Raw genomic sequence first — 18,942 nt, forward strand, 5'->3', positions numbered from 1 at the left:
TTAGATTTTACTGCTTGTTGCGAAACGCTATAAAAGAGCCATATGGAACGCCTCCAGATGCCTGGTCAAAATCATATACCTTTTTAAAATTCTTGCCGTCCTTTCCGATGGAAAAGATGACACCTAGATTCGACTTGCCACCAAACCTTGTCATTCCCCAGAGTATGCCCTCATTTTCCATTAAGTTACCTTCTGGAAATCGTCCATTTTCTTTATCAAAATGATGCACTTCCTGATATATGGTAGCGTCTATGGTAAAAATCACTCCGGCGTTATACTCACCTCTTAGTGCCATCATCCCCCAAAGTTTACCATTACTCAAAATCAAATCACCCAAAGTAGGATAAATGAAATCGTGGATTTTTTCAAACTCCGTACCGTCTAGGTTCATGGAAAAAACAGTGCCTTCATTATGCCTCCCTCCTCTGGCGGTCATTCCGTAAAACTTATTCTTGTATAGTGTCAAACCACTTTCCGGTTCACCACCTCTTCGGCTTTCAAAGTCATAAACTTTTGAGTAACCACTTCCATCATGGTTCAGACTAAATATGACACCCATTCCATTTTTTCCACCTCGCCAGGTAGTACCCCAAAATTTATCTCCATTAATCAAGAGACTGTTTCTAGGTCTGCCACCTTCTTGCTCAGTGAAATCATGAACTTTTTGATAATCTGCCCCGTCTAAGCCAATGGAAAAAATCACCCCTTGACCATATTTCCCTCCCATGTTAGTCATTCCCCAAAGCCTACCTTCGTGCTCAATGAGTTCACCTAATGGCATGCTGCCATTCACTCCATTAAAGGCATGAACATACTTGAAATTAGACCCATCTGCATTCAGATTAAAAATGGCTCCATGCCCCGCACTCTCTGGTGAACTCGGGCTTCCAGTACGCCCCATAACCATGCCCCATAGTTTTTCCTTAGTCTTTGTTAGACTAGCAAAGGGATAGCCATGGACTCCATCAAAGTCATGAACTTTGGTGAAATCAGAACCATCGTTATCGATGTAGAAAATTGTTCCGTATCCATGTGCTCCATTATTGGATGTCACACTCCACAGCTGTGTGTTTTGTGCAAACCCAATCTGGTATAGCAACAAAAAACCTAGAAAAAACTTCAGAGGCAGTCTACTCATTACGCAAAAGGTCTGCAGGATTTTGAATGGCTGCTTTGCGAATTTCCCAGACAATTGAGACTCCGCCTATCAAAAGGACTATAACAAAACCTGATAATAACTCTACTATGCCAATAGTCGCTTTGTAATCGTATGTCATCAAGAGTTTTTCATCCACAACATAGTATGCGATAGGAATAGAGATCGTTCCTGCGATCAAAAGCATCCAAACAAAGCTTTTCGAGAGAATAAACATCAAATGACGCACACTAGCGCCTAAAACTTTCCTTACGCTTATCTCTTTCATTCTACTTTCCGTGGTGAACACTGCCATGCCCAAAAGACCTAAAACTGAAATAGATATGGCTAGAAATGCTAAAAATGATATTAGCGTAAAGGTTGTCTTTTGTGATGCATAGGTCTTTGCAATATCATCTTTGTAAAATTTTGCTTCAAAAGAACTTTCTCCGTCATGTAATTTATAGCCTGCCTCTAATTTTTGCATTAGCCCCACCAAATCACTTCCTGTAAATTTTACACCCAATAAACCATCGTTCTGCCCATGTAAACGCTCTACAAAAGCAAAGCTCTTATTCATCATAATCTCTCCTTGCCCTTGGGTATTTATCGAGACATTGATAAAGTTCTTTGCCACACCTACTATTTGAAGCCTAGCCCCCCAATAGCCTCTCATGTGTATAAATTTGCCAACAGCCTCTTCCGGTGTTCCCAAATTAAGCGAAAGCAATGCATGCTCATTTAAAATGACTCGTTCTCGACTTTCACCAGGCAACATAGGATTAAGAAATCCTTCGCCAGCGAGTAATTCTATGGCATGCATTTCTAAGTACCGATGATCTATTGCATTCCAAAAGAGCATAACCTGCTCAGACTTATCATCTGGTTGAACAAGGGCCAATTCGCCATTGCCCGTACCCATAGTCATCATAGAGGTTGACATAGCACTTACTTGGGAAATTTTTGAATACTCATTTTCCAGAAGATCCAAATAGTCTCCTTTAACTTTGATATTCACAATGTTTTCAGTATCCAAGCCTATGTCATAATTCAATGCAAACTGGTATTGTTTGTTCACAATAACCGCACACATGATAAGACCTATTGATAAAGAAAACTGAAGTACTGAAAGTAGGCGTCTTAGATTAAGCCCTGCAAAGACCTTAATTTTACTTGCATCGCTAAAGATAACGGTAGACTTGAGCTTCGATAAGAAGTAAGCCGGCATAAAGCCTGCTATACATCCGACCAGTATGGTGAAAACGACAAAATATACCGCTTGTCGCCACCCAATTGACAGAGAAAACATATTATGCCCACTAGACGCAGGATTGGGTAGGTTTAAAAAGGTAGGCTTGATGATAGCAAACATGCCTAAGCCGACTAAAAGCGCCAGTAATGACAATATCACCGCTTCCACAATAAATTGAGTGAAAACCTGAGATCTTCTTGCCCCAGAAACCTTTCGAATTCCAATTTCTTTCGAACGCCTTAATGACCTAGCCAAAGACAAATTTGTATAATTAAAGCAAGCAGAAAGCAGTACAACAAGCGTGAGCACTAACATGATATTGAGTTGAGATCCAGAAAAACGAGGCCCGAGTTTATTTTCATATATATCACTTGTTACAATACTATTCATGGGCTGTAAGAAATGAGTAAGAGGCTCATCCTGTGTTTCGTTATATCCTGCTACGATCTGTTTCATGGACACTTCTACATCCTCTGGACTTGTATTTTCATTTAAAAGCAGGTACACGTAGTTATTTTGAAAATCTTGCGGATCATTTTTATAATTGACATTCCAGCCTGTGCCTGTAGCCGGTTGATCATAAGTATCCATCGAAACCAGTGCCTCAAATTGCAAGTGAGTATTTGCAGGAAGATCCTCCATGATACCAACAACTACCGCTTGAATTTGACGCGTTTGCCAACCACCGGTGCTTTGAAAATCTAAGGTTTTACCATAAGCCTCTTCGTTGCCGAATAACTTTTTGGCAGCTGACTCAGTCAAGACAATCTTATTTGGTCCATCAAGGACCGTCTCAGGGTTTCCTTGTTTCAACTTGAAAGAGAAAACATTAAAAAAATCATCTGTTGAGTATATACCAGAAAGGTGTATAAGTCCTGACGGCATTCGGATGTCAGCAGAGACTCCTTCTCTCATTATTACCTGATGCGCGATACCTGGAACCTGTTTACCAACTTCGCTACCAACAAAATACGAAGATGAACTCATGTTCATTTCCTGACCGTACATCAACTTATTAGAGCTAATTCGATAGATCGACTCGGAGTTTTCGTGAAAATCATCAAATGACTTGAGTTCTGAAATCAGCAAAATCATCAATATGCCTATTGACATGCTGATAGCGAGGCCTACTACGTTTATGGCAGAAAAAAGCGCATTGTTTTTAAGGCTTCTAAAAGAGGTTTTAATATAATTCTTAAACATACCGTATTGATTGAGTTGTTGATTGCCTTCAATTTTTTTTAATGACCATGGCTGTAGGAAATTGAGCACATGAAACCAGTAAAACACTTCTCGCTTCCATTTAGGCTTTGCTAGCAGTTCTTCTTTATACTCTGCCAAGTCGCCCAAAATCTCTTCTACAAATTCCGCTTTACAGCACCAAGAGAGCAATCGTTCAGAAAAGGACTTTGTCTCTCTATTCATTTCTCAAACTGTCTATGGGATTAGATATAGCAGCTTGGCGAATTTGCCAGCCAATGGTAAGCCCTCCTACTACCAGCACAACTAAAAACCCTGAGAGAATTTCAATAAAGTTGATTGGCGCCCTATCCCAGAAGGTGTTCAGTAATTGACTTTCCACTATTTGCAGCGTGACCGGAATTGCGATAAATGCCGCCAAAATCATGAATAGAAGAAAATTCTTAGAGAGGAGATAGAGCAAGTCTTTAATACGCGCTCCCAATACTTTTCTAATACCTATCTCCTTCATTCTGGTTTCAGTATTGAAAATGGCCATCCCTAAAAGGCCTAATGTTGAAATGCTAATGGCCATGATAGCGAGAAATGAAATAATGGTATAAGTGCCTTTTTCAGCTTTGTAAGTCTCAGCTATGCTGTCTTCATAAAAGGAAGCATTAAACGGATGAGTTTGGTCTTGATCCGCATAAACCTTCTCCATTTTAGTAAGCAAATCCACTAAGTCGGTACTCGAAACCTTTAAATTCAACGCTTTATAGTCAGTCGATTGATTGGTTTGAATAAAAGCCATCGGTTCAAGAAATTTTTTAGTCAAGCCAATACTAACCGCATCTTTGAAAACACCTTTAATTCTGACTTTGGTGCCATTATATAGAACTTGTTTTCCCAAGCTTTCTTCTGGAACACCAAGATTCAATTCTTTTAAAAATGCTTCATTCACCAAAATATTATTAGCCAAAGCATCTTTTCCTAGCGGTGCATCAAAAGTCTCTCCTGCTAGCATTTCAATGTCATGCATGTCCAAATAATTTTCATCAACCTGATTTAATAATGAAAGTGCTCTTCCACTTCTATCTTCTGAGAAAATCATCCCAACAGTAAGTCCATCACCTCCTACTCCAAGGACCCATCCTGATTTAGAAACTTCCTCTACCTCAGGTATTTTCGAATACTCATTCGCCAGTACATCTATATAATCACCGTGAATATCCACCGTTAAAACATCTTCTGTTTCATAACCTAAGTCATAGGATAAAGTGTACCTGTACTGATCATTAATCAAAACAGCGCACATAATTAGGCCAATTGACAGTGTAAATTGGAATACAATTAACACACTTTTGAGGCTCATTTTTCTGGGTAATCTGGCCTGAACCGAGCTCTTAAAAGCATTTATGGCTTGGACTTTGGAAAGAAAAATGGCTGGTAAAATCCCGGCCAACAACCCTACCATAATGGCTAGGAAAATGAAATAGATTATATGTTTGAGGCTGATCAGTAACTCAAACATTTCGAACCCGTTTGCCGATGGATTAGGTAATGATAAGAAGGTAGGTCTGATAAATATAAAAAGGCAAACACCAATAATTAAGGCTAAGAAAGAAATCACAACTGCTTCAACAATGAATTGGATAAATACTTGAAATCGAGAAGCTCCCACTACTTTTCTTACGCCAACTTCCTTCGACCTTCTTAAAGCTCTTGCTAATGAAAGGTTCGTATAGTTAAAACAGGCTGACAAAAGAATGATCAGTGTCAATGCTGACATGATTAATAACTTACGTTTGGAGAAAGTAGGGCCAGCACTATGATAAGTATCACTCGTAATAAATGACGACATCGCTTGCAAGTTGTGCGTCAATGGGTTGTCTTCTCTTTCGGTATTAAAGGAGGCCAGTGCACCAGACATCGCGTTTTCAACTTCATCGGCCTCCGCAGCATCATTCAATACTAAATAGACATAAAGGTTGTTAACAAAGCCGGGGTTGGTCTTGTGATTCAAACCTTGCTCTATAATTGTGCGCTCTTTAGTCTTCAGAGAAATAAGGGCTCCAAACCTCAAGTGAGAGTTAAGGGGTGGGTCTGCTACAACACCTGAGACCACTCCATTCTTTAAATCCGATACCGCAACAGCACCGTTTTGTAAATAACCGCTCATTTCAGCCGTTAACAACTGTCCGATTGGATCCCGATCTCCAAATAATTTCTCAGCTACAGATGCTGTTAATACAACTTGATTAGGTTCTGAGAGGACACTGCTCGGATTGCCTTTTATAAGTTCAAATGAAAATAAACTGAAGAAGGATTCATCCGCGAAGTAACAGTCTACTGGAATGGCTTTTTCTTCCGTTCCGATATCCAGTTTGGTCAAGGTGTTTGTCATCACCAACACCTCTTCCACGCCACTTACTTCGGCCTTTAATTGATCGGCAATGAAATAGGAACCAGTTGCTTGTTTTACCGTGACCCCGCGATTCCCTTGAACTTGAGTTGAAGTAACTCTATAAATTCGATCTCTTTTTTCATGAAAATTATCAAAGGAATAAACCTCTCCTAAAAACAATATCATCAGTACTGCCACAGACATACTCATGGCTAGGCCTAAAATGTTTATTCCAGAAAAAGCGATGTTCTTTCTTAGGCTTCTGACCGATGTTTTAAAGTAGTTTTTGAACATACCGTATTGATTCAGTTTTTGACTTCCTTCTACTTTTTTAAGTGCCCAAGGCTGTAGAAAATTCATGACATGAAACCAGTAAAATAGCTTCTGTTTCCAAACAGGCTTTGACTTCAATTCCTGATCATATTCTGCTAAATCGCCTAAGATTTCTTCGATATAATCATTGCGACAAAGCAGTTTTAAAAACCTGTAAGACAGTCTGTTTGATTTTTGAGTTTCCAAGGAACCGTTGTTAGTTATTGCCAATCGAAAGTTCTGGAATCTGAGTCCAAAGACTGACCTTTACGTCTTGACTCTTTTGAAGTGCTTTCTTGCCTGATGCTGTAACAGTAAAAATTCGCTTTCTTCTGCCTCCACGTACTTCTGTGGCATCGCTCATATCAGACTCAACGAAACCTTTCTTTTCTAAACGGTTGACCGTTCCATGTACAGCCCCTATCGTAACCGTTCTATTGGCTTGCTCTTTAAGTGCCTTGCGAATGGCAAACCCATAAGCCTCTTCTTTTAACATGACAACCAAGAGTAAAATCAACTCTTCTAGTTCGCCTAAATGCTCTTTTTCCATTTATATGTTCTATTTAATAGAACTAATTTACGGAAGAGATTTTAATATGTTATACTTTATAGAACAAATATTAAAGCAAAACCTCTTAAAAGGCCGTTAAGGGTTGAATTGGAAGATTATTTAATTGAAAGTTTCGGAAAAACAGGAGGAGTTTTCTCTTTGTACTTCTGAAACGCTTCGTTTTTAGCATAGCGTCTTTCGAGCATCGGCACCCCAGAAACATAAAGCAATAAATAGGTGATCAGCAATGGACTGGCTAATCCAATCCATCCATAAGGCATTGGTAAAACAATAATTGCTATCCCCCACCACATTAAGATTTCACCGAAATAATTCGGATGGCGCGAATACTTCCAAAGACCTGTTTGGAGTACTTGTTCTTTATCTCTTCGAACCTTCTTGAATTTGCTCAACTGTCGATCCCCTACAACCTGCCAGTAGTAACCTACGACCCATAGCACAGTACCAAAACCAGATATAAAAGTCAGCTCCCCATCGATTGATTGAGCCGTTAAGACGATCGGAATACTTACCACCATTAAAAGGGCAACTTGTAAGATATATACTTGCAAATAAGACCTCCAATAGAAATTACTTCCCCAAGCCTTTCGCCATTGGTTATACCTAAAGTCTTCTTTCTTTTTACTATTTCTTACGCCGATATGTAAGCTTAATCGTCCACCCCAAAGACCAACCAATACATATACCAATAAACTGAGATCGGATTGATAACCACTTAAAAATAGATATAAGCAAATCCCAACATAACCCATTCCCCAGGCCACATCAGCAATATCATTTCGCTTTGTTATTAATGATATAATGAACCATAGATTGGCATAAGCGAGCCCGAAAAGGAGAATATTGGTTACAATACTGGTCATAACATTAACCAACTGGTAATAACAAAACCTGCTGTACTGACAGAAGCGGTAAGTATTGAACCCCAAATAATATCGATAAATACGATTTTTATAGGCCAGTCTCTCAAGGTGGCAAGGTTCGTTAAATCATAAGTAGCGTATGTAAAAAAGCCAAAAAGTGCTCCTTTTATAACAGCCGACTCTAAGGAAGCCTCATCTAATGACGGTACAATGGCAAAATAAAATATACCGACTATAAAGAGTAAGTAGAACACGATAGCGGCAGCCCAATTCACCTTAGGCGCCAAAAGCTTCCTCAGGTGTTTGTTATATAAGTTCTTCGCGATAAAACCCAACCATAGAATATCGATCGCAAAAAATACGACGGTTGTTAGAAGGTAAGATTTGACTAAAAGTGCAAAAGACATAACTGTAATACCTAAGGTAACTCCCTGATTATGGGATTGTTCAAAAACAGTTGATCAATTGTTTGAGATAGCACAACCTATAATCACCGCTTATCAAAATGGCTATTTATGGGGATAGCTCTCAATCTACAAGAGGTTTAAATTACGTCTAAGAAAATCGATTGATGTAACAAATACACACTCTCTGCCTAACCAATTAGAATCAACTTAAATACAACTGATGAAATATAAAACAGAGTTAAGAGATATATCCTAGATGATAAGAAAAGTAGGTTTGTATATTTTATCATTATGGTTGCTATTTTTCTTTGTAATTATAGTTACTGTTCAAGTTCCCGTCTCATTTAGTGATTCGGCTCAATTCATTGGATTCAAAAACTTATTGTCGTCCAATTATCTATCATTAATCTCTTTTTTCTTCTTAATAGTTGGATTTATAGTTTACTCTAAATTCAAATTTGATTTAAGTGGGACAACTAATATTCCATTTACAATTGTCAAAATTGAAAGCGTTAATTATGAACATCTTACGTTTCTTGCTACTTATATCATACCCTTAATTTGCTTTAATTTATCCAGCCCTAGATATCTGGTGGTCTTACTTTTTTTACTAATCGCAATGGGGTTCATATATATCAAAACTGATCTATTTTACGCTAACCCTTCATTGGCATTACTTGGTTTCCATATCTATAAGGTTGACGGCAACTTTAAAACTGGAGAAAGAGAAAATATAATTTTATTAACGAGGGAAAGACTTGTAGAAAATCTAAAGGTCTCATACATAAAATTGGATGAGAGAATTTATTATGTCAAAACATTGAAAAATGAATAAAAAGCAACTGATAGAGTCACTAAACTTTTTTATTAACAATGACCAACTAGGAATTACAGTCTACTGTCTTCTTAAAAAAGATGAAAGTTTTATGCCGAAGGCGCTTGATATCAAAGATAATGATGTAGCATCTCTGACGCAGTTATTTACAACAAGTATTAGTCAAAATTTATTACATAAAGAAGAACTAAGCGTCCTGCCACTTTCATCTTCTGACGAACGCAAAAACGTCATTTATGAATATGACTTAGAAATCCCAGAAGAACTAAAATCATTAGATACTATTTTGAGTACTGACAATATACCAAAGTTCAGTTTTCAAACTGATGATTTCTTAGATATAAAAGCACTATTGATCGAGATAGGTAACAATGAAAATCAAATCGTCTTATATAAAACGATGGCTCCAATTAATATTTTTGGAAGAAAAAGCTTCTTTTTGAAACAGGTTCTATCCAACGAAAGGTTTGAAAAAATAAATGAAGACTTTATTCGAATAAGTTCAGGTTTTCAACTATTGAAAGTTAACAACTCACTCTTCGTTATTGATTTAGAGACTATTGAAAAATTCTTTGGGTTCCATGATATAATAAAAAAAGAAGCAACCCAAAGCCTGGATGTCATCGAACAGATTAAACTATTAGAGAATCCAGAAACCTTGAAGGAGCTAATCGAAGATGTAACTTTCGCTCGTAAGTTGACGAAGGTGGCTAAAAACTCTCCGGTAATAAAAACTGGGATCCCCAACAAGGATATTATTGGATTCACTTTAACTCATCCAGCGGTAAAAGGAAAACTGAGGTACAATCAAACAAAAGATAAAATTCAGCTGGATACAAAGGTTTCTAAAAATCTTTTCGTGAAACTGCTTAATGACGATTTCCTTACTTCGGAGTTGACCAAGTTATACTATGACAGTCTCGCAAAAGATGGAGTATCAGAAGAGCAATCAACTAATGATATCAACTAACTAAAAACATTGTTAATAACCTTTAAAGACACGCAATTCATTTAGATTCATATACTTTAATAATACATGTCCTAAACTTATAATTTCACTAACCCCTGACATAATATGTCATATCTTGTGCGTAATTTGAAACACAAGAATAATGAACCACCTATCTAGACTTTTATCAATACTTACCATACTCAAATCAAAAAGAGTAGTTACTGGTCCTGAGTTAGCTAAAAAGTTTGAAGTGAGTCTTCGGACTATTTACCGTGATATAAAAAAACTCGAGGAATCCGGCGTGCCTGTCATCACTATTGAGGGAAGAGGTTACTCCATTATGGATGGATACATGGTTGCCCCTATCATGTTCGATGAAATGGAGGTAAATGCCCTAATTACCGCTGAGCAATTAATTGCCAAGACCAATGACGATTCGCTCATTCAACACTTTGAGCAGACCCTACAGAAAATCAAGTCAGTTTTTAAAAGTAGTCTTCAAACCAAGGGCGAAATGCTCGAGAGCAAAATGCGTGTCTTCAAAAACGATACGGATCCTACTAGAACCTCATCGCTCTCCCATGTGCAAATGGCAATCATCAATTTTAAGATGATCGAAATGACGTATCAGGCCAAAGGCAAAGCAACCACTTGGCGAAAAATAGAACCATTGGCCATCTATAGTTTCAATGAAAAATGGATCGTTTTAGGTTGGTGCCATCTAAGACAAGATTATCGGGCTTTTCGGCTCGATCGGATTCAGAACTTTAGGATTTTGGACGAAGTCTTTCAAGACAGACATTTTGATCTCGCCCAATATTTTGTAAGATGTTCAGAAATTGAATACAACCCCTGACACAATATGTCGCAATCACTTTTTAAGTTTACCGTATATTAAACTAAAAATCATCAATTATGACAACACAAGAAATCGCAACTAAATGGGCAGAATATTGCCGCACAGGTCAAATGGATAAGGCACTACTGGAACTTTACAGTCAGGACTGCGTGAGTCTTGAAATGGAAGGCGCACAAGGTTTCCCTCAAAGAGTAGAAGGTATGGAAGCCATCCTGGAAAAAGGAAAAATCTGGGAAAGTATGGTCGAAGAGTTTCACGGACTGGAAATCGAAGGGCCAATTGTGGCTGGAAATCACTTTACAGCCACTATGAAAATGGACATCACCATGAAAGGTCGACCAAGAGGAATAGATGAGGAGATTGCTTTGTACAGAGTCGAGAACGGCAAAATTGTTTCTGAGCAATTTTTTTACGCCCTGTAAAGAATTTTTGGTCCAAATGTTCACCCTGAGCATTTGGGCTTTTTATTGATTTTGAAAAGGGTGGTAAATTAAGCCCGCTCCTCCTCTATCGTAGAGATTCCGGGTCACCCCGAAATTTCGGGGCGGAATGACGACAACCTCCTCCGTCCTACGGACACCTCCCCCCAAAGGAGGAAAAACAGATGCCATTTCTGTCCCCAAGCCACGCCTCGTTTTCCCTGAAGAAACGAAAGGACTTCTACATTGACACAATGTTCCCTCGATAAACTCGGGATAGAAAGGTGAGAGGACATATCTATTCCAGAAAGCGAGAGTTGAACAAGGTTTTGAAAAAAATCTTAAATTGAAGAAACGAGTAAAATGAGTAAGAAAAAAATCAACTGGCTAAGTCTCTTTTTAGAGTTCTTCGTAGTGCTTGTAGGAATCCTCATCGCATTTCAACTCACCGAGTATGCCGAAAGTAAGAGGCGAGAGCAGAACTTAGAAACGCATTTTAACGACATTTTTAAAGAGACTGAATACAACCAGCGCAACTTCTCTTACGCTAAGTCCATAGCCGATTGGAACCTTAAAAAAATTGACTCTACCCTGACCTTGATTTTGGAAAAAGGCGATCTAAATGAAATCAACAGACTATCGCATGATATACTAAATTATGGAGGCTTGTACATAAGGCAAAATGCTTATACCTCTTTAGTAGAATCCGGAGACATGAAGTATTTCAAGCGTTTTGAAGAAAGAAAAGCGGTAGTCGACCTATATGAATACTATGTATGGGTCCAGCTGATAGAAAGCCTATCGTCTAACAGTTTTTCAGAAGACATCATCCCATATTTCAAGGCCAATTTTGACTTAGTAAATCAGACTGTGCAACCTAGATCGAGCTATGATAACAAGCAATACCTTAACGCGCTTGCCACTTACCGCATGTCAATTGCTCAGAAAATTACCAAGTATGCAGACTGCGAAAAAATCATCGCAGGTTTTATCAAGTTCTATAACGAACGTTAGCCCATGTCTAAAGACCTTATCATCAGGCCTGTCGAATTGAAAGACGCAGAAGCACTTTGCACGCTTGGCAGATTCACTTTACATGAGACTTTTGAAGCGCCGAACTCCAAAGAGAACTTAGACACTTATCTAGATAAGAGTTTCAGTTTAGCCAATGTTGAGGCCCAGTTCAAGTCTCCACCTTCCGAATTCTATTTTGCCACTCTTCATAAAGAGACCGTTGGCTACTTAAAGCTTAATACCTCTGACCAAGGCTTAGAGATAGAAAGTATCTATGGAATCGGTTCAGCGCAAGGTAAACGAGTTGGTAAAGCACTGTATACCTTCGCCCATGATATTGCGAAAAGCAAAAAATCCGCTTGGCTTTGGCTGGGTGTATGGCAAGAGAATGTCAAAGCAATTGAATTCTATAAGCGTAAGGGCATGGAAATATTCGATACACGTCAATTCCAATTGGGCAGCGAACTTCAAGATGATTTTTTAATGCGTATGCGAATCGTTTAGCAGCGACAAACTCACAATTGGATCTCCAAAAAAGTAAAATGAAATCAAACACAGTATTAACTAAGACAGTTAGAAACTCATGAAGCCAGAAGAATTAGCACAACTATCGGATGAAGCATTGCTTAAAGAAGCGGGAAAAATTAAATCCTCCCCTATCACAGATGCTTTTTTGATTGGTTTTTTGATTGGCATACTCATTTTTGGAGCGGCTGCCAGTGCCTGGGGTTTTCTTGGCCTACTTCCTTTGTATCTAATTTTCGTATTCCTTAAAAAAGGGAAGAAGCACAGTTCACTGCAACAAGAATTGAAAAGACGAAATCTAAAATGACAATGGTCATAACTGCAATAGTCATCACTTAAATCAATCGATACATTCAGAAAGATTAGAAGATTTCCGCTTATGCGCGAATCATGATAGAAAACATACAGTATCTATCTTCCTGAAATAGGCGGACTAAAACTACTAGCCTTCCAGCTCGACGACTAAATCATCTTGTTCTACCATATCGCCAGCTACTAGATAGACCTTTTTTATCTTTCCAGCCATAGGAGAAGATACAGTAGTTTCCATTTTCATGGCTTCAATCACAAAGAGCGCTTGATTGTCTTTAACCACATCACCAGCTTTCACTTTTACTTCGGCTAATCGGCCTTGCAATGGCGATCCAATTTCATTTTCAGCTTCCGCTTTCTTATTGGATACTTTCGTCACGTTAAAAGCGAGATCCTTCACTTTTATGACTCGGCTCTGGCCATTTAAAGCAAAGTGTACTTTTCTTAAGCCCTCTTCATCAGGTTCCCCGATATACACCATTTTTACAATGATGTGTTTTCCCCTACCAATCTCGACAAAGACTTCTTCATCTTCCTGTAAAGCATAGAAAAATGCCTTGGTTGGTAGCTGAGAAACTTCACCATACTTCTGCCAGTGCTCGTAGAAATCTCTAAATACTTTAGGGTAAAGCTTATAGGACAGGAAGTCGAGCTCGTCGCAATACTGATCAAATTCTTTTTGGAAAACAGCAAATTCCTTATCGAAATCTACTGGTTCCATATGAGCATTTGGCCTATCCGTAAATGGTTTTTCGCCTTTTAGGATAATCTCTGTAAGCTTTTGAGGAAAGCCTCCCGGCGCTTGGCCTAATTCACCCTTAAATAGACTCTTTACAGACTCTGGGAATGAAAGTGTATCACCTCTTTCTAGCACATCTTCCGGGGTTAAGCCATTGGAAGTCATATAAATGGCCATATCTCCTACTACCTTACTCGAAGGAGTTACTTTCACTATATCGCCAAACATATGATTGACTAAGGCATAGTTCTTCTTTACTTCTTCAAACTGATCTTCCAAGCCTAAAGCCGCTGCTTGAGGCCTTAAATTTGAATACTGCCCTCCCGGTATTTCATGGTCATACACCTCAGCTGTTCCAGCTTTTAGGCCACTTTCAAACGGATAGTAGAACTCGCGTACATCTTCCCAATAATTGGAATATTTATTCAAGCAATTCACATCTATTTTAGGATCACGAGCATGCCCTTGCAACGATGAGGCTAAGGAATTAAAGTTCGGTTGGGAGGTGAGTCCTGACATGGAAGCAATTGCCACATCTACAATATCGACACCTGCTTCAATTGCCTTAAAATAGGTGGTGGCTTGCATGGAAGAAGTGTCATGCGTATGCAAATGAATCGGTAAATCGGTGGTTTGCTTCAATGCACCAATTAAGGCTGTCGCTGCATCTGGTTTAAGCAGACCAGCCATATCTTTTATGGCTAAAATATGAGCACCAGCATCTTCTAATGCCTTGGCCATATCCACATAATACTGAAGATTATATTTGGTATCCTTATCCAAAACATGCCCTGTATAACAAATACAAGCTTCGGCTATGGAGCTAGTTCTTTCTCTAACTGTTCGGATGCTTACTTTCATTGCTTCAACCCAATTGAGCGAATCAAAAATTCTAAAAACATCCATTCCATTCTCAGCACTCTTTTCAATAACCTTTTCGATCAGGTTGTCAGGATATGCCTTATAGCCCACGCCGTTCGATCCACGGAAAAGCATTTGCAACAATATGTTTGGAACCGCCTCCCTAATTTTCTTAAGTCTATCCCATGGATTCTCGTTTAAGAAGCGCATGCTCACGTCGAAAGTAGCTCCGCCCCACATTTCCATGGAAAAAACATTGGGATGGTTTTTGGCAAAGCCTTCCGTTACTTTCAGCATGTCTAAAGAGCGCATTCGCGTAGCTAGCAAAGACTGATGTGCGTCTCTTAGCGTAGTATCTGTAAATAATATTTGTGGCTGATCTTTAATCCATTGTACCAATGCATCTGGACCACCATTTTCAAGGATTTGTTTGGTACCTGAAGGGTAAGCTCCCAACCTATCGAATTCAGGCACTTTTGGCACTCGGAATTTCGCCGATGGGTCAATCTTTTTCACATTTGGATTTCCATTTACGGCTACCTCACCCAAATAATTCAGTAATCGAGTTGCCCGATTCATATACCGCGGCATACTGAAAAGCTCTGGGTGACTTTCTATAAATTTGACAGTCGCTTCTCCTTTGTAAAAGGTCGGGTGTCTCAATACATTTTCCAGAAACCCCTTATTGGTCACTACACCTCTAATTCTAAACTCTGAGAGCGCTCGTTCTAAGCGTTGGGCGGCACCGGTAAGCGTACGGCCAGATGCGGTAATTTTCACCAACATAGAATCGAAGAATGGCGATATGGTTACGCCTGCATAACAGTTTCCTGCATCTAGTCGAATTCCGAACCCTCCCGGAGACCTATAAGCGATTATAGTTCCGTAATCTGGTTTAAAACCGTTAGCAGGGTCTTCTGTCGTAATTCTACATTGTATAGCATAGCCGTTTATCTGAACATCTTCTTGGCTCCTGATAAAGATTCTTGGATCGCTCAAAGGGTAGCCTTGTGCTATTTCAATTTGTGAACGTACAATATCAATTCCTGTAATTTCTTCGGTAATGGTATGCTCAACTTGCACTCTAGGGTTTACTTCTATAAAGTAGATATTCTCTTCTGCATCGACTAGAAATTCAACGGTACCCACATTATTGTAATTGACCTCTTTGGTGATCTTCAGGGCATATTCGTAGAGTTTTTTCCTTGTCTCTGATTTTAAACCGATCGATGGTGCCACTTCTACTACCTTTTGGTAGCGCCGTTGTACAGAACAATCGCGTTCATACAGGTGAACCAGGTTCCCATAATTATCGCCCATAATCTGTACTTCGATGTGTTTTGGGCTATCGATAAACTTCTCTATGAAAATTGTGTCATCACCGAAGGCTTTTAAAGCTTCGCTAGCTGCCTCATTATATGCTTTTACTAACTGGCTTTCTTCTCGGACCACACGCATGCCTCTGCCACCACCACCAGATGCTGCTTTTACCATCACTGGAAATCCAATTCTTTTAGCTTCCGCCAAAGCGACATCGCCATTAATTAAGTCTTCTTCGCTATCCTGAATGATTGGAATTTCTGCCTTTATGGCCACCAGTTTTGCCTGAAGCTTGTCTCCTAGCTGCTCCATTACCTCAGGTGCTGGCCCTACAAAAGTGATCCCTTCTTCGCGACACCTTCGAGCGAGGGTAACGTTTTCTGAAAGGAAGCCATAACCGGGGTGAATCGCATCGACATCTTCCCTTTTGGCCACCGTTAAAATTTCTTCTATGTCCAAATATGGCTTTAAAGGAGCGTTATCTTCTCCTATTTGATAGGCCTCGTCAGCCTTGTAGCGATGCAAAGAGTAGCGGTCTTCATAGGTATACATGGCCACCGTCCTAATCTTCATTTCAGACGCTGCACGGAGAATACGGATAGCAATTTCTCCTCTGTTGGCTACTAATAATTTGGTAATTTTCTTAATCCTTGGCTCCATGGTTTCAAGCTAAAAAATGATGAGTGCTTTTCTACTGCTAAACTAACATTTATAGAGACCTTACCTAGCATATACTTCTTCTTGTATGCATCCGATTGAAAACTGCTTTACATTATTTCTATTGCTTCTTAAGCATTTAAGTCAAAAGATAGTTTATCAGGATTTGTCGGTTAATATTCCTCTTGATTCAATCAGGCAGGTTATTTTTACAGAACTTTTGAATATGCTACTTACCAAGTAAATGAGTCCACTATCTATAGATATTAAACCAGTGCAAACTTCAGAATTGGAAGAACTCCGATCTTTTGGTGAAGCTAGGTTTCGTGAGACTTTTGAGGATCAAAATGATCCGGAAAACTTAAACGCTTATTTAAAAAGCAGCTTTACACTAGATAAGATTGGCGCTCAATTAAAGAATTCAAATTGTCAATTTTATTTTGCCAGGGTAAACGATAAAACGGTCGGATACCTTAAACTCAACCTTTCCGAAAGCCAAGTAGAAATTGAGAGAATCTATATTGAGAAGGCTTATCAAGGGCTGAAAATCGGGAAAGCACTTTTTACAAAGGCATTAGAAATTGCTAAACTACACACTGCCAAATGGCTGTGGCTTGGAGTTTGGCAAGAGAATAAAAAAGCGATCGCCTTTTATGAATACTTAGGCTTTCGAACTTACGACACTCGACAATTCAAACTGGGTAATGAGCTTCAAGATGATGTTCTGATGCGTTTACCCATTACCTGATTATCGGAAAGAAGTATCTGAAAACATCTACGAATTATAAATGCTCTCAGACCTTTCTAATCAGTTTACTACTTCACTCTGGACAAGATCCAGTCCGAAACGAGATTTAATACTTTTGGAGACATAGTTTCTTCTATATTGTCATACTCATTCATAGCTCCGGTTTCTGCTACTTGGAAAAAATGATTCATGCCTTCCAAAGCAATTACCTCAAAGTCTTTATTTCCTCCTTTTACTAGTGCCTCACGGATTCCTTTCTGATTTATATCGGCCACAACTTGTTGGTCTTTAGTACCATTAAGAGAAAGTACGGGACAGCTAACTTTTTCAAGTACGTCGGCTGGATTGTAATGATAAAAGTGGCGTATCCATTTTGTAGTCCTCATTTCTACCAAACCTTTTACAATTTGTTCTTTTTGAGGGCTATCCCCGGCCATGGCATTGAAAAAAGGTGAATTATTGTAAAATCCAGTAAGCTCTTTTTGAATTTCAGCCACATCTCCATCAGCAGAGGCAATGTCTAAAGCGTCGGTAATGAACTTATCGAAGGCTTCTTCATCTGGCACGGGGCCTCCTCTTAAAGTTCTGGCTTGAATCCTTGAAGTTTCATATCCCGAAACGCCAGTACCCGCTAATAAGACTATAAAGTTTACATCATTAGATTTAGACGCTACCAAAGGCGCTATAATTCCTCCTTCACTATGCCCAATTAAGCCGATTTGGTTTACGTCTATATCATTTCTAGTCTTTAAATATGAAATTGCACTTTCTACGTCTGTAGCAAAATCAGCCGTCGTTGCATCTGTAAAAATGCCCGTTGACTCATTCACCCCTCTATCATCATACCTTAAAACGGCCACTCCTAGTTTTGTCAAATGATCGGCCAACACTAAGAATGGCTTGTGTCCAAAAATCTCTTCATCCCTGTTCTGTGGACCACTTCCAGTAATCAATATCGCCACAGGGTGTTTGCCTGCTGTATTTGGAATAGTGATTGTACCTGCAAGTGTTACATTATCCTTTTCATTCTGGAATTTAACATCCTCAGATTGATATGGATATGGTGCAATTGGTTCTTGAGGTCTGACCTTCTTGGCAATTAATTCTATTTCCTCTTGTTTCAAGTTTAGAGGTACTTGATTTGGCCCTTCTATCATGTGCCCGTTCATCTGTTTAGTGGCACTATCGTAAACGCCTTTATATTCGAAGCCAAAGTTCTTACCATCGATATGCAGTTGATCTTTTATGAATGTTGTTTTTTGAGTTTTTATTCCCTTTAGGCTCCTAATTGGAATGTCCATAGTTGTTTCTAGACCTTCTGCAGTTTTACTGATATGAAATATGAATTGCATTTTACGCGCTCCAGCACCCAATTCACCATACCAATCGCCAGTTACTTCTTGCGATTTTAAGACCATTGCCGTGGTAATGGTCAATACAATTATTATTAATCCTCTTATCATAATTTTTGATTTATCGTAAAGGCATACCAATCCCAGTCAACCTTCCGTCTGATTTTTTTACTTTAAATATTATTGTTGAATTATAAGGCGCTTTGCGATGATCTGCGGCCTCAGC

16 protein-coding genes are annotated in these 18,942 nt (G+C 39.0%); 8 read left to right on the forward strand and 8 right to left on the reverse strand.

Annotated elements, in window-relative coordinates:
• Nucleotides 1-7: 7 nt before the first annotated feature.
• From JXQ92_RS09160 to JXQ92_RS09185, 6 genes are all read right to left on the reverse strand, one after another.
• The gene (locus JXQ92_RS09160) at nt 8-1,138 is read right to left on the reverse strand and encodes a choice-of-anchor tandem repeat GloVer-containing protein (protein ID WP_421986299.1); all 1,131 of its coding nucleotides are present in this window, start codon (nt 1,136-1,138) and stop codon (nt 8-10) included.
• Entirely contained in the window at nt 1,131-3,812 is a 2,682-nt protein-coding gene (locus JXQ92_RS09165) for an ABC transporter permease (RefSeq protein ID WP_421986300.1), read from the reverse strand. The genes JXQ92_RS09160 and JXQ92_RS09165 overlap by 8 nt, the downstream gene beginning before the upstream one ends.
• Nucleotides 3,805-6,489 (reverse strand): ABC transporter permease, encoded by a 2,685-nt coding sequence (locus JXQ92_RS09170; protein ID WP_421986301.1) that lies wholly within the window; start codon nt 6,487-6,489, stop codon nt 3,805-3,807. Before JXQ92_RS09170 ends, JXQ92_RS09165 begins: the two co-directional genes overlap by 8 nt.
• Nucleotides 6,490-6,499: 10 nt before the next feature.
• On the reverse strand, nt 6,500-6,832 hold the full coding sequence (locus tag JXQ92_RS09175; protein ID WP_421986302.1) for a PadR family transcriptional regulator: 333 nt from the start codon (nt 6,830-6,832) through the stop codon (nt 6,500-6,502).
• Between the two features lie 116 nt (nt 6,833-6,948).
• Nucleotides 6,949-7,716 (reverse strand): DUF1295 domain-containing protein, encoded by a 768-nt coding sequence (locus JXQ92_RS09180; RefSeq protein WP_421986303.1) that lies wholly within the window; start codon nt 7,714-7,716, stop codon nt 6,949-6,951.
• Nucleotides 7,713-8,123, reverse strand: coding sequence for a DUF2177 family protein (locus JXQ92_RS09185; RefSeq protein WP_421986304.1), 411 nt, complete (start codon nt 8,121-8,123; stop codon nt 7,713-7,715). The genes JXQ92_RS09180 and JXQ92_RS09185 overlap by 4 nt, the downstream gene beginning before the upstream one ends.
• A 256-nt stretch (nt 8,124-8,379) precedes the next feature.
• Here JXQ92_RS09185 and kwaA point away from each other — a divergent pair, with 256 nt between their 5' ends.
• From kwaA to JXQ92_RS09220, 7 genes are all read left to right on the forward strand, one after another.
• Nucleotides 8,380-8,958, forward strand: a complete 579-nt coding sequence (gene kwaA, locus JXQ92_RS09190) for an anti-phage protein KwaA (protein WP_421986305.1) — start codon at nt 8,380-8,382, stop codon at nt 8,956-8,958.
• Nucleotides 8,951-9,928: an anti-phage protein KwaB gene (kwaB, locus tag JXQ92_RS09195; protein WP_421986306.1), complete on the forward strand. Its 978-nt coding sequence runs from the start codon at nt 8,951-8,953 to the stop codon at nt 9,926-9,928. The genes kwaA and kwaB overlap by 8 nt, the downstream gene beginning before the upstream one ends.
• Before the next feature lie 142 nt (nt 9,929-10,070).
• Nucleotides 10,071-10,766 carry a helix-turn-helix transcriptional regulator gene (locus tag JXQ92_RS09200; protein WP_421986307.1) on the forward strand — a complete coding sequence of 232 codons (696 nt, stop codon included), beginning with the start codon at nt 10,071-10,073 and terminating at the stop codon, nt 10,764-10,766.
• Nucleotides 10,767-10,825: 59 nt separating this feature from the next.
• On the forward strand, nt 10,826-11,191 hold the full coding sequence (locus tag JXQ92_RS09205) for a SnoaL-like domain-containing protein (RefSeq protein WP_421986308.1): 366 nt from the start codon (nt 10,826-10,828) through the stop codon (nt 11,189-11,191).
• 360 nt (nt 11,192-11,551) lie between these two features.
• Nucleotides 11,552-12,202, forward strand: coding sequence for a hypothetical protein (locus JXQ92_RS09210; RefSeq protein WP_421986309.1), 651 nt, complete (start codon nt 11,552-11,554; stop codon nt 12,200-12,202).
• 3 nt (nt 12,203-12,205) lie between these two features.
• Nucleotides 12,206-12,706 (forward strand): GNAT family N-acetyltransferase, encoded by a 501-nt coding sequence (locus tag JXQ92_RS09215; RefSeq protein ID WP_421986310.1) that lies wholly within the window; start codon nt 12,206-12,208, stop codon nt 12,704-12,706.
• A gap of 79 nt (nt 12,707-12,785) precedes the next feature.
• The gene (locus JXQ92_RS09220; RefSeq protein WP_421986311.1) at nt 12,786-13,034 is read left to right on the forward strand and encodes an FUSC family protein; all 249 of its coding nucleotides are present in this window, start codon (nt 12,786-12,788) and stop codon (nt 13,032-13,034) included.
• Nucleotides 13,035-13,169: 135 nt separating this feature from the next.
• Here the strand turns inward: JXQ92_RS09220 and JXQ92_RS09225 are convergent, their stop codons facing one another.
• Nucleotides 13,170-16,619: a pyruvate carboxylase gene (locus tag JXQ92_RS09225; RefSeq protein ID WP_421986312.1), complete on the reverse strand. Its 3,450-nt coding sequence runs from the start codon at nt 16,617-16,619 to the stop codon at nt 13,170-13,172.
• Nucleotides 16,620-16,860: 241 nt separating this feature from the next.
• Between JXQ92_RS09225 and JXQ92_RS09230 the strand changes: the two genes are divergently transcribed.
• Nucleotides 16,861-17,364 (forward strand): GNAT family N-acetyltransferase, encoded by a 504-nt coding sequence (locus JXQ92_RS09230; protein WP_421986313.1) that lies wholly within the window; start codon nt 16,861-16,863, stop codon nt 17,362-17,364.
• Between the two features lie 68 nt (nt 17,365-17,432).
• On the opposite strand, the gene JXQ92_RS09235 is transcribed toward JXQ92_RS09230, so the two are convergent.
• The gene (locus tag JXQ92_RS09235; protein ID WP_421986314.1) at nt 17,433-18,827 is read right to left on the reverse strand and encodes an alpha/beta hydrolase family protein; all 1,395 of its coding nucleotides are present in this window, start codon (nt 18,825-18,827) and stop codon (nt 17,433-17,435) included.
• Between the last annotated feature and the right edge of the window lie 115 nt (nt 18,828-18,942).

It is taken from the genome of Roseivirga sp., assembly GCF_049099775.1.
Lineage (GTDB): Bacteria > Bacteroidota > Bacteroidia > Cytophagales > Cyclobacteriaceae > Roseivirga.

Coding starts and splice junctions, on each gene's coding strand:
- JXQ92_RS09160 (WP_421986299.1), bottom strand. CDS start 1,138: ATGAGTAGACTGCCTCTGAAGTTTTTTCTAGGTTTTTTGTTGCTATAC.
- JXQ92_RS09165 (WP_421986300.1), bottom strand. CDS start 3,812: ATGAATAGAGAGACAAAGTCCTTTTCTGAACGATTGCTCTCTTGGTGC.
- JXQ92_RS09175 (WP_421986302.1), bottom strand. CDS start 6,832: ATGGAAAAAGAGCATTTAGGCGAACTAGAAGAGTTGATTTTACTCTTG.
- JXQ92_RS09180 (WP_421986303.1), bottom strand. CDS start 7,716: ATGACCAGTATTGTAACCAATATTCTCCTTTTCGGGCTCGCTTATGCC.
- JXQ92_RS09185 (WP_421986304.1), bottom strand. CDS start 8,123: ATGTCTTTTGCACTTTTAGTCAAATCTTACCTTCTAACAACCGTCGTA.
- kwaA (WP_421986305.1), top strand. CDS start 8,380: ATGATAAGAAAAGTAGGTTTGTATATTTTATCATTATGGTTGCTATTT.
- kwaB (WP_421986306.1), top strand. CDS start 8,951: ATGAATAAAAAGCAACTGATAGAGTCACTAAACTTTTTTATTAACAAT.
- JXQ92_RS09200 (WP_421986307.1), top strand. CDS start 10,071: ATGAACCACCTATCTAGACTTTTATCAATACTTACCATACTCAAATCA.
- JXQ92_RS09205 (WP_421986308.1), top strand. CDS start 10,826: ATGACAACACAAGAAATCGCAACTAAATGGGCAGAATATTGCCGCACA.
- JXQ92_RS09210 (WP_421986309.1), top strand. CDS start 11,552: ATGAGTAAGAAAAAAATCAACTGGCTAAGTCTCTTTTTAGAGTTCTTC.
- JXQ92_RS09215 (WP_421986310.1), top strand. CDS start 12,206: ATGTCTAAAGACCTTATCATCAGGCCTGTCGAATTGAAAGACGCAGAA.
- JXQ92_RS09220 (WP_421986311.1), top strand. CDS start 12,786: ATGAAGCCAGAAGAATTAGCACAACTATCGGATGAAGCATTGCTTAAA.
- JXQ92_RS09225 (WP_421986312.1), bottom strand. CDS start 16,619: ATGGAGCCAAGGATTAAGAAAATTACCAAATTATTAGTAGCCAACAGA.
- JXQ92_RS09230 (WP_421986313.1), top strand. CDS start 16,861: ATGAGTCCACTATCTATAGATATTAAACCAGTGCAAACTTCAGAATTG.
- JXQ92_RS09235 (WP_421986314.1), bottom strand. CDS start 18,827: ATGATAAGAGGATTAATAATAATTGTATTGACCATTACCACGGCAATG.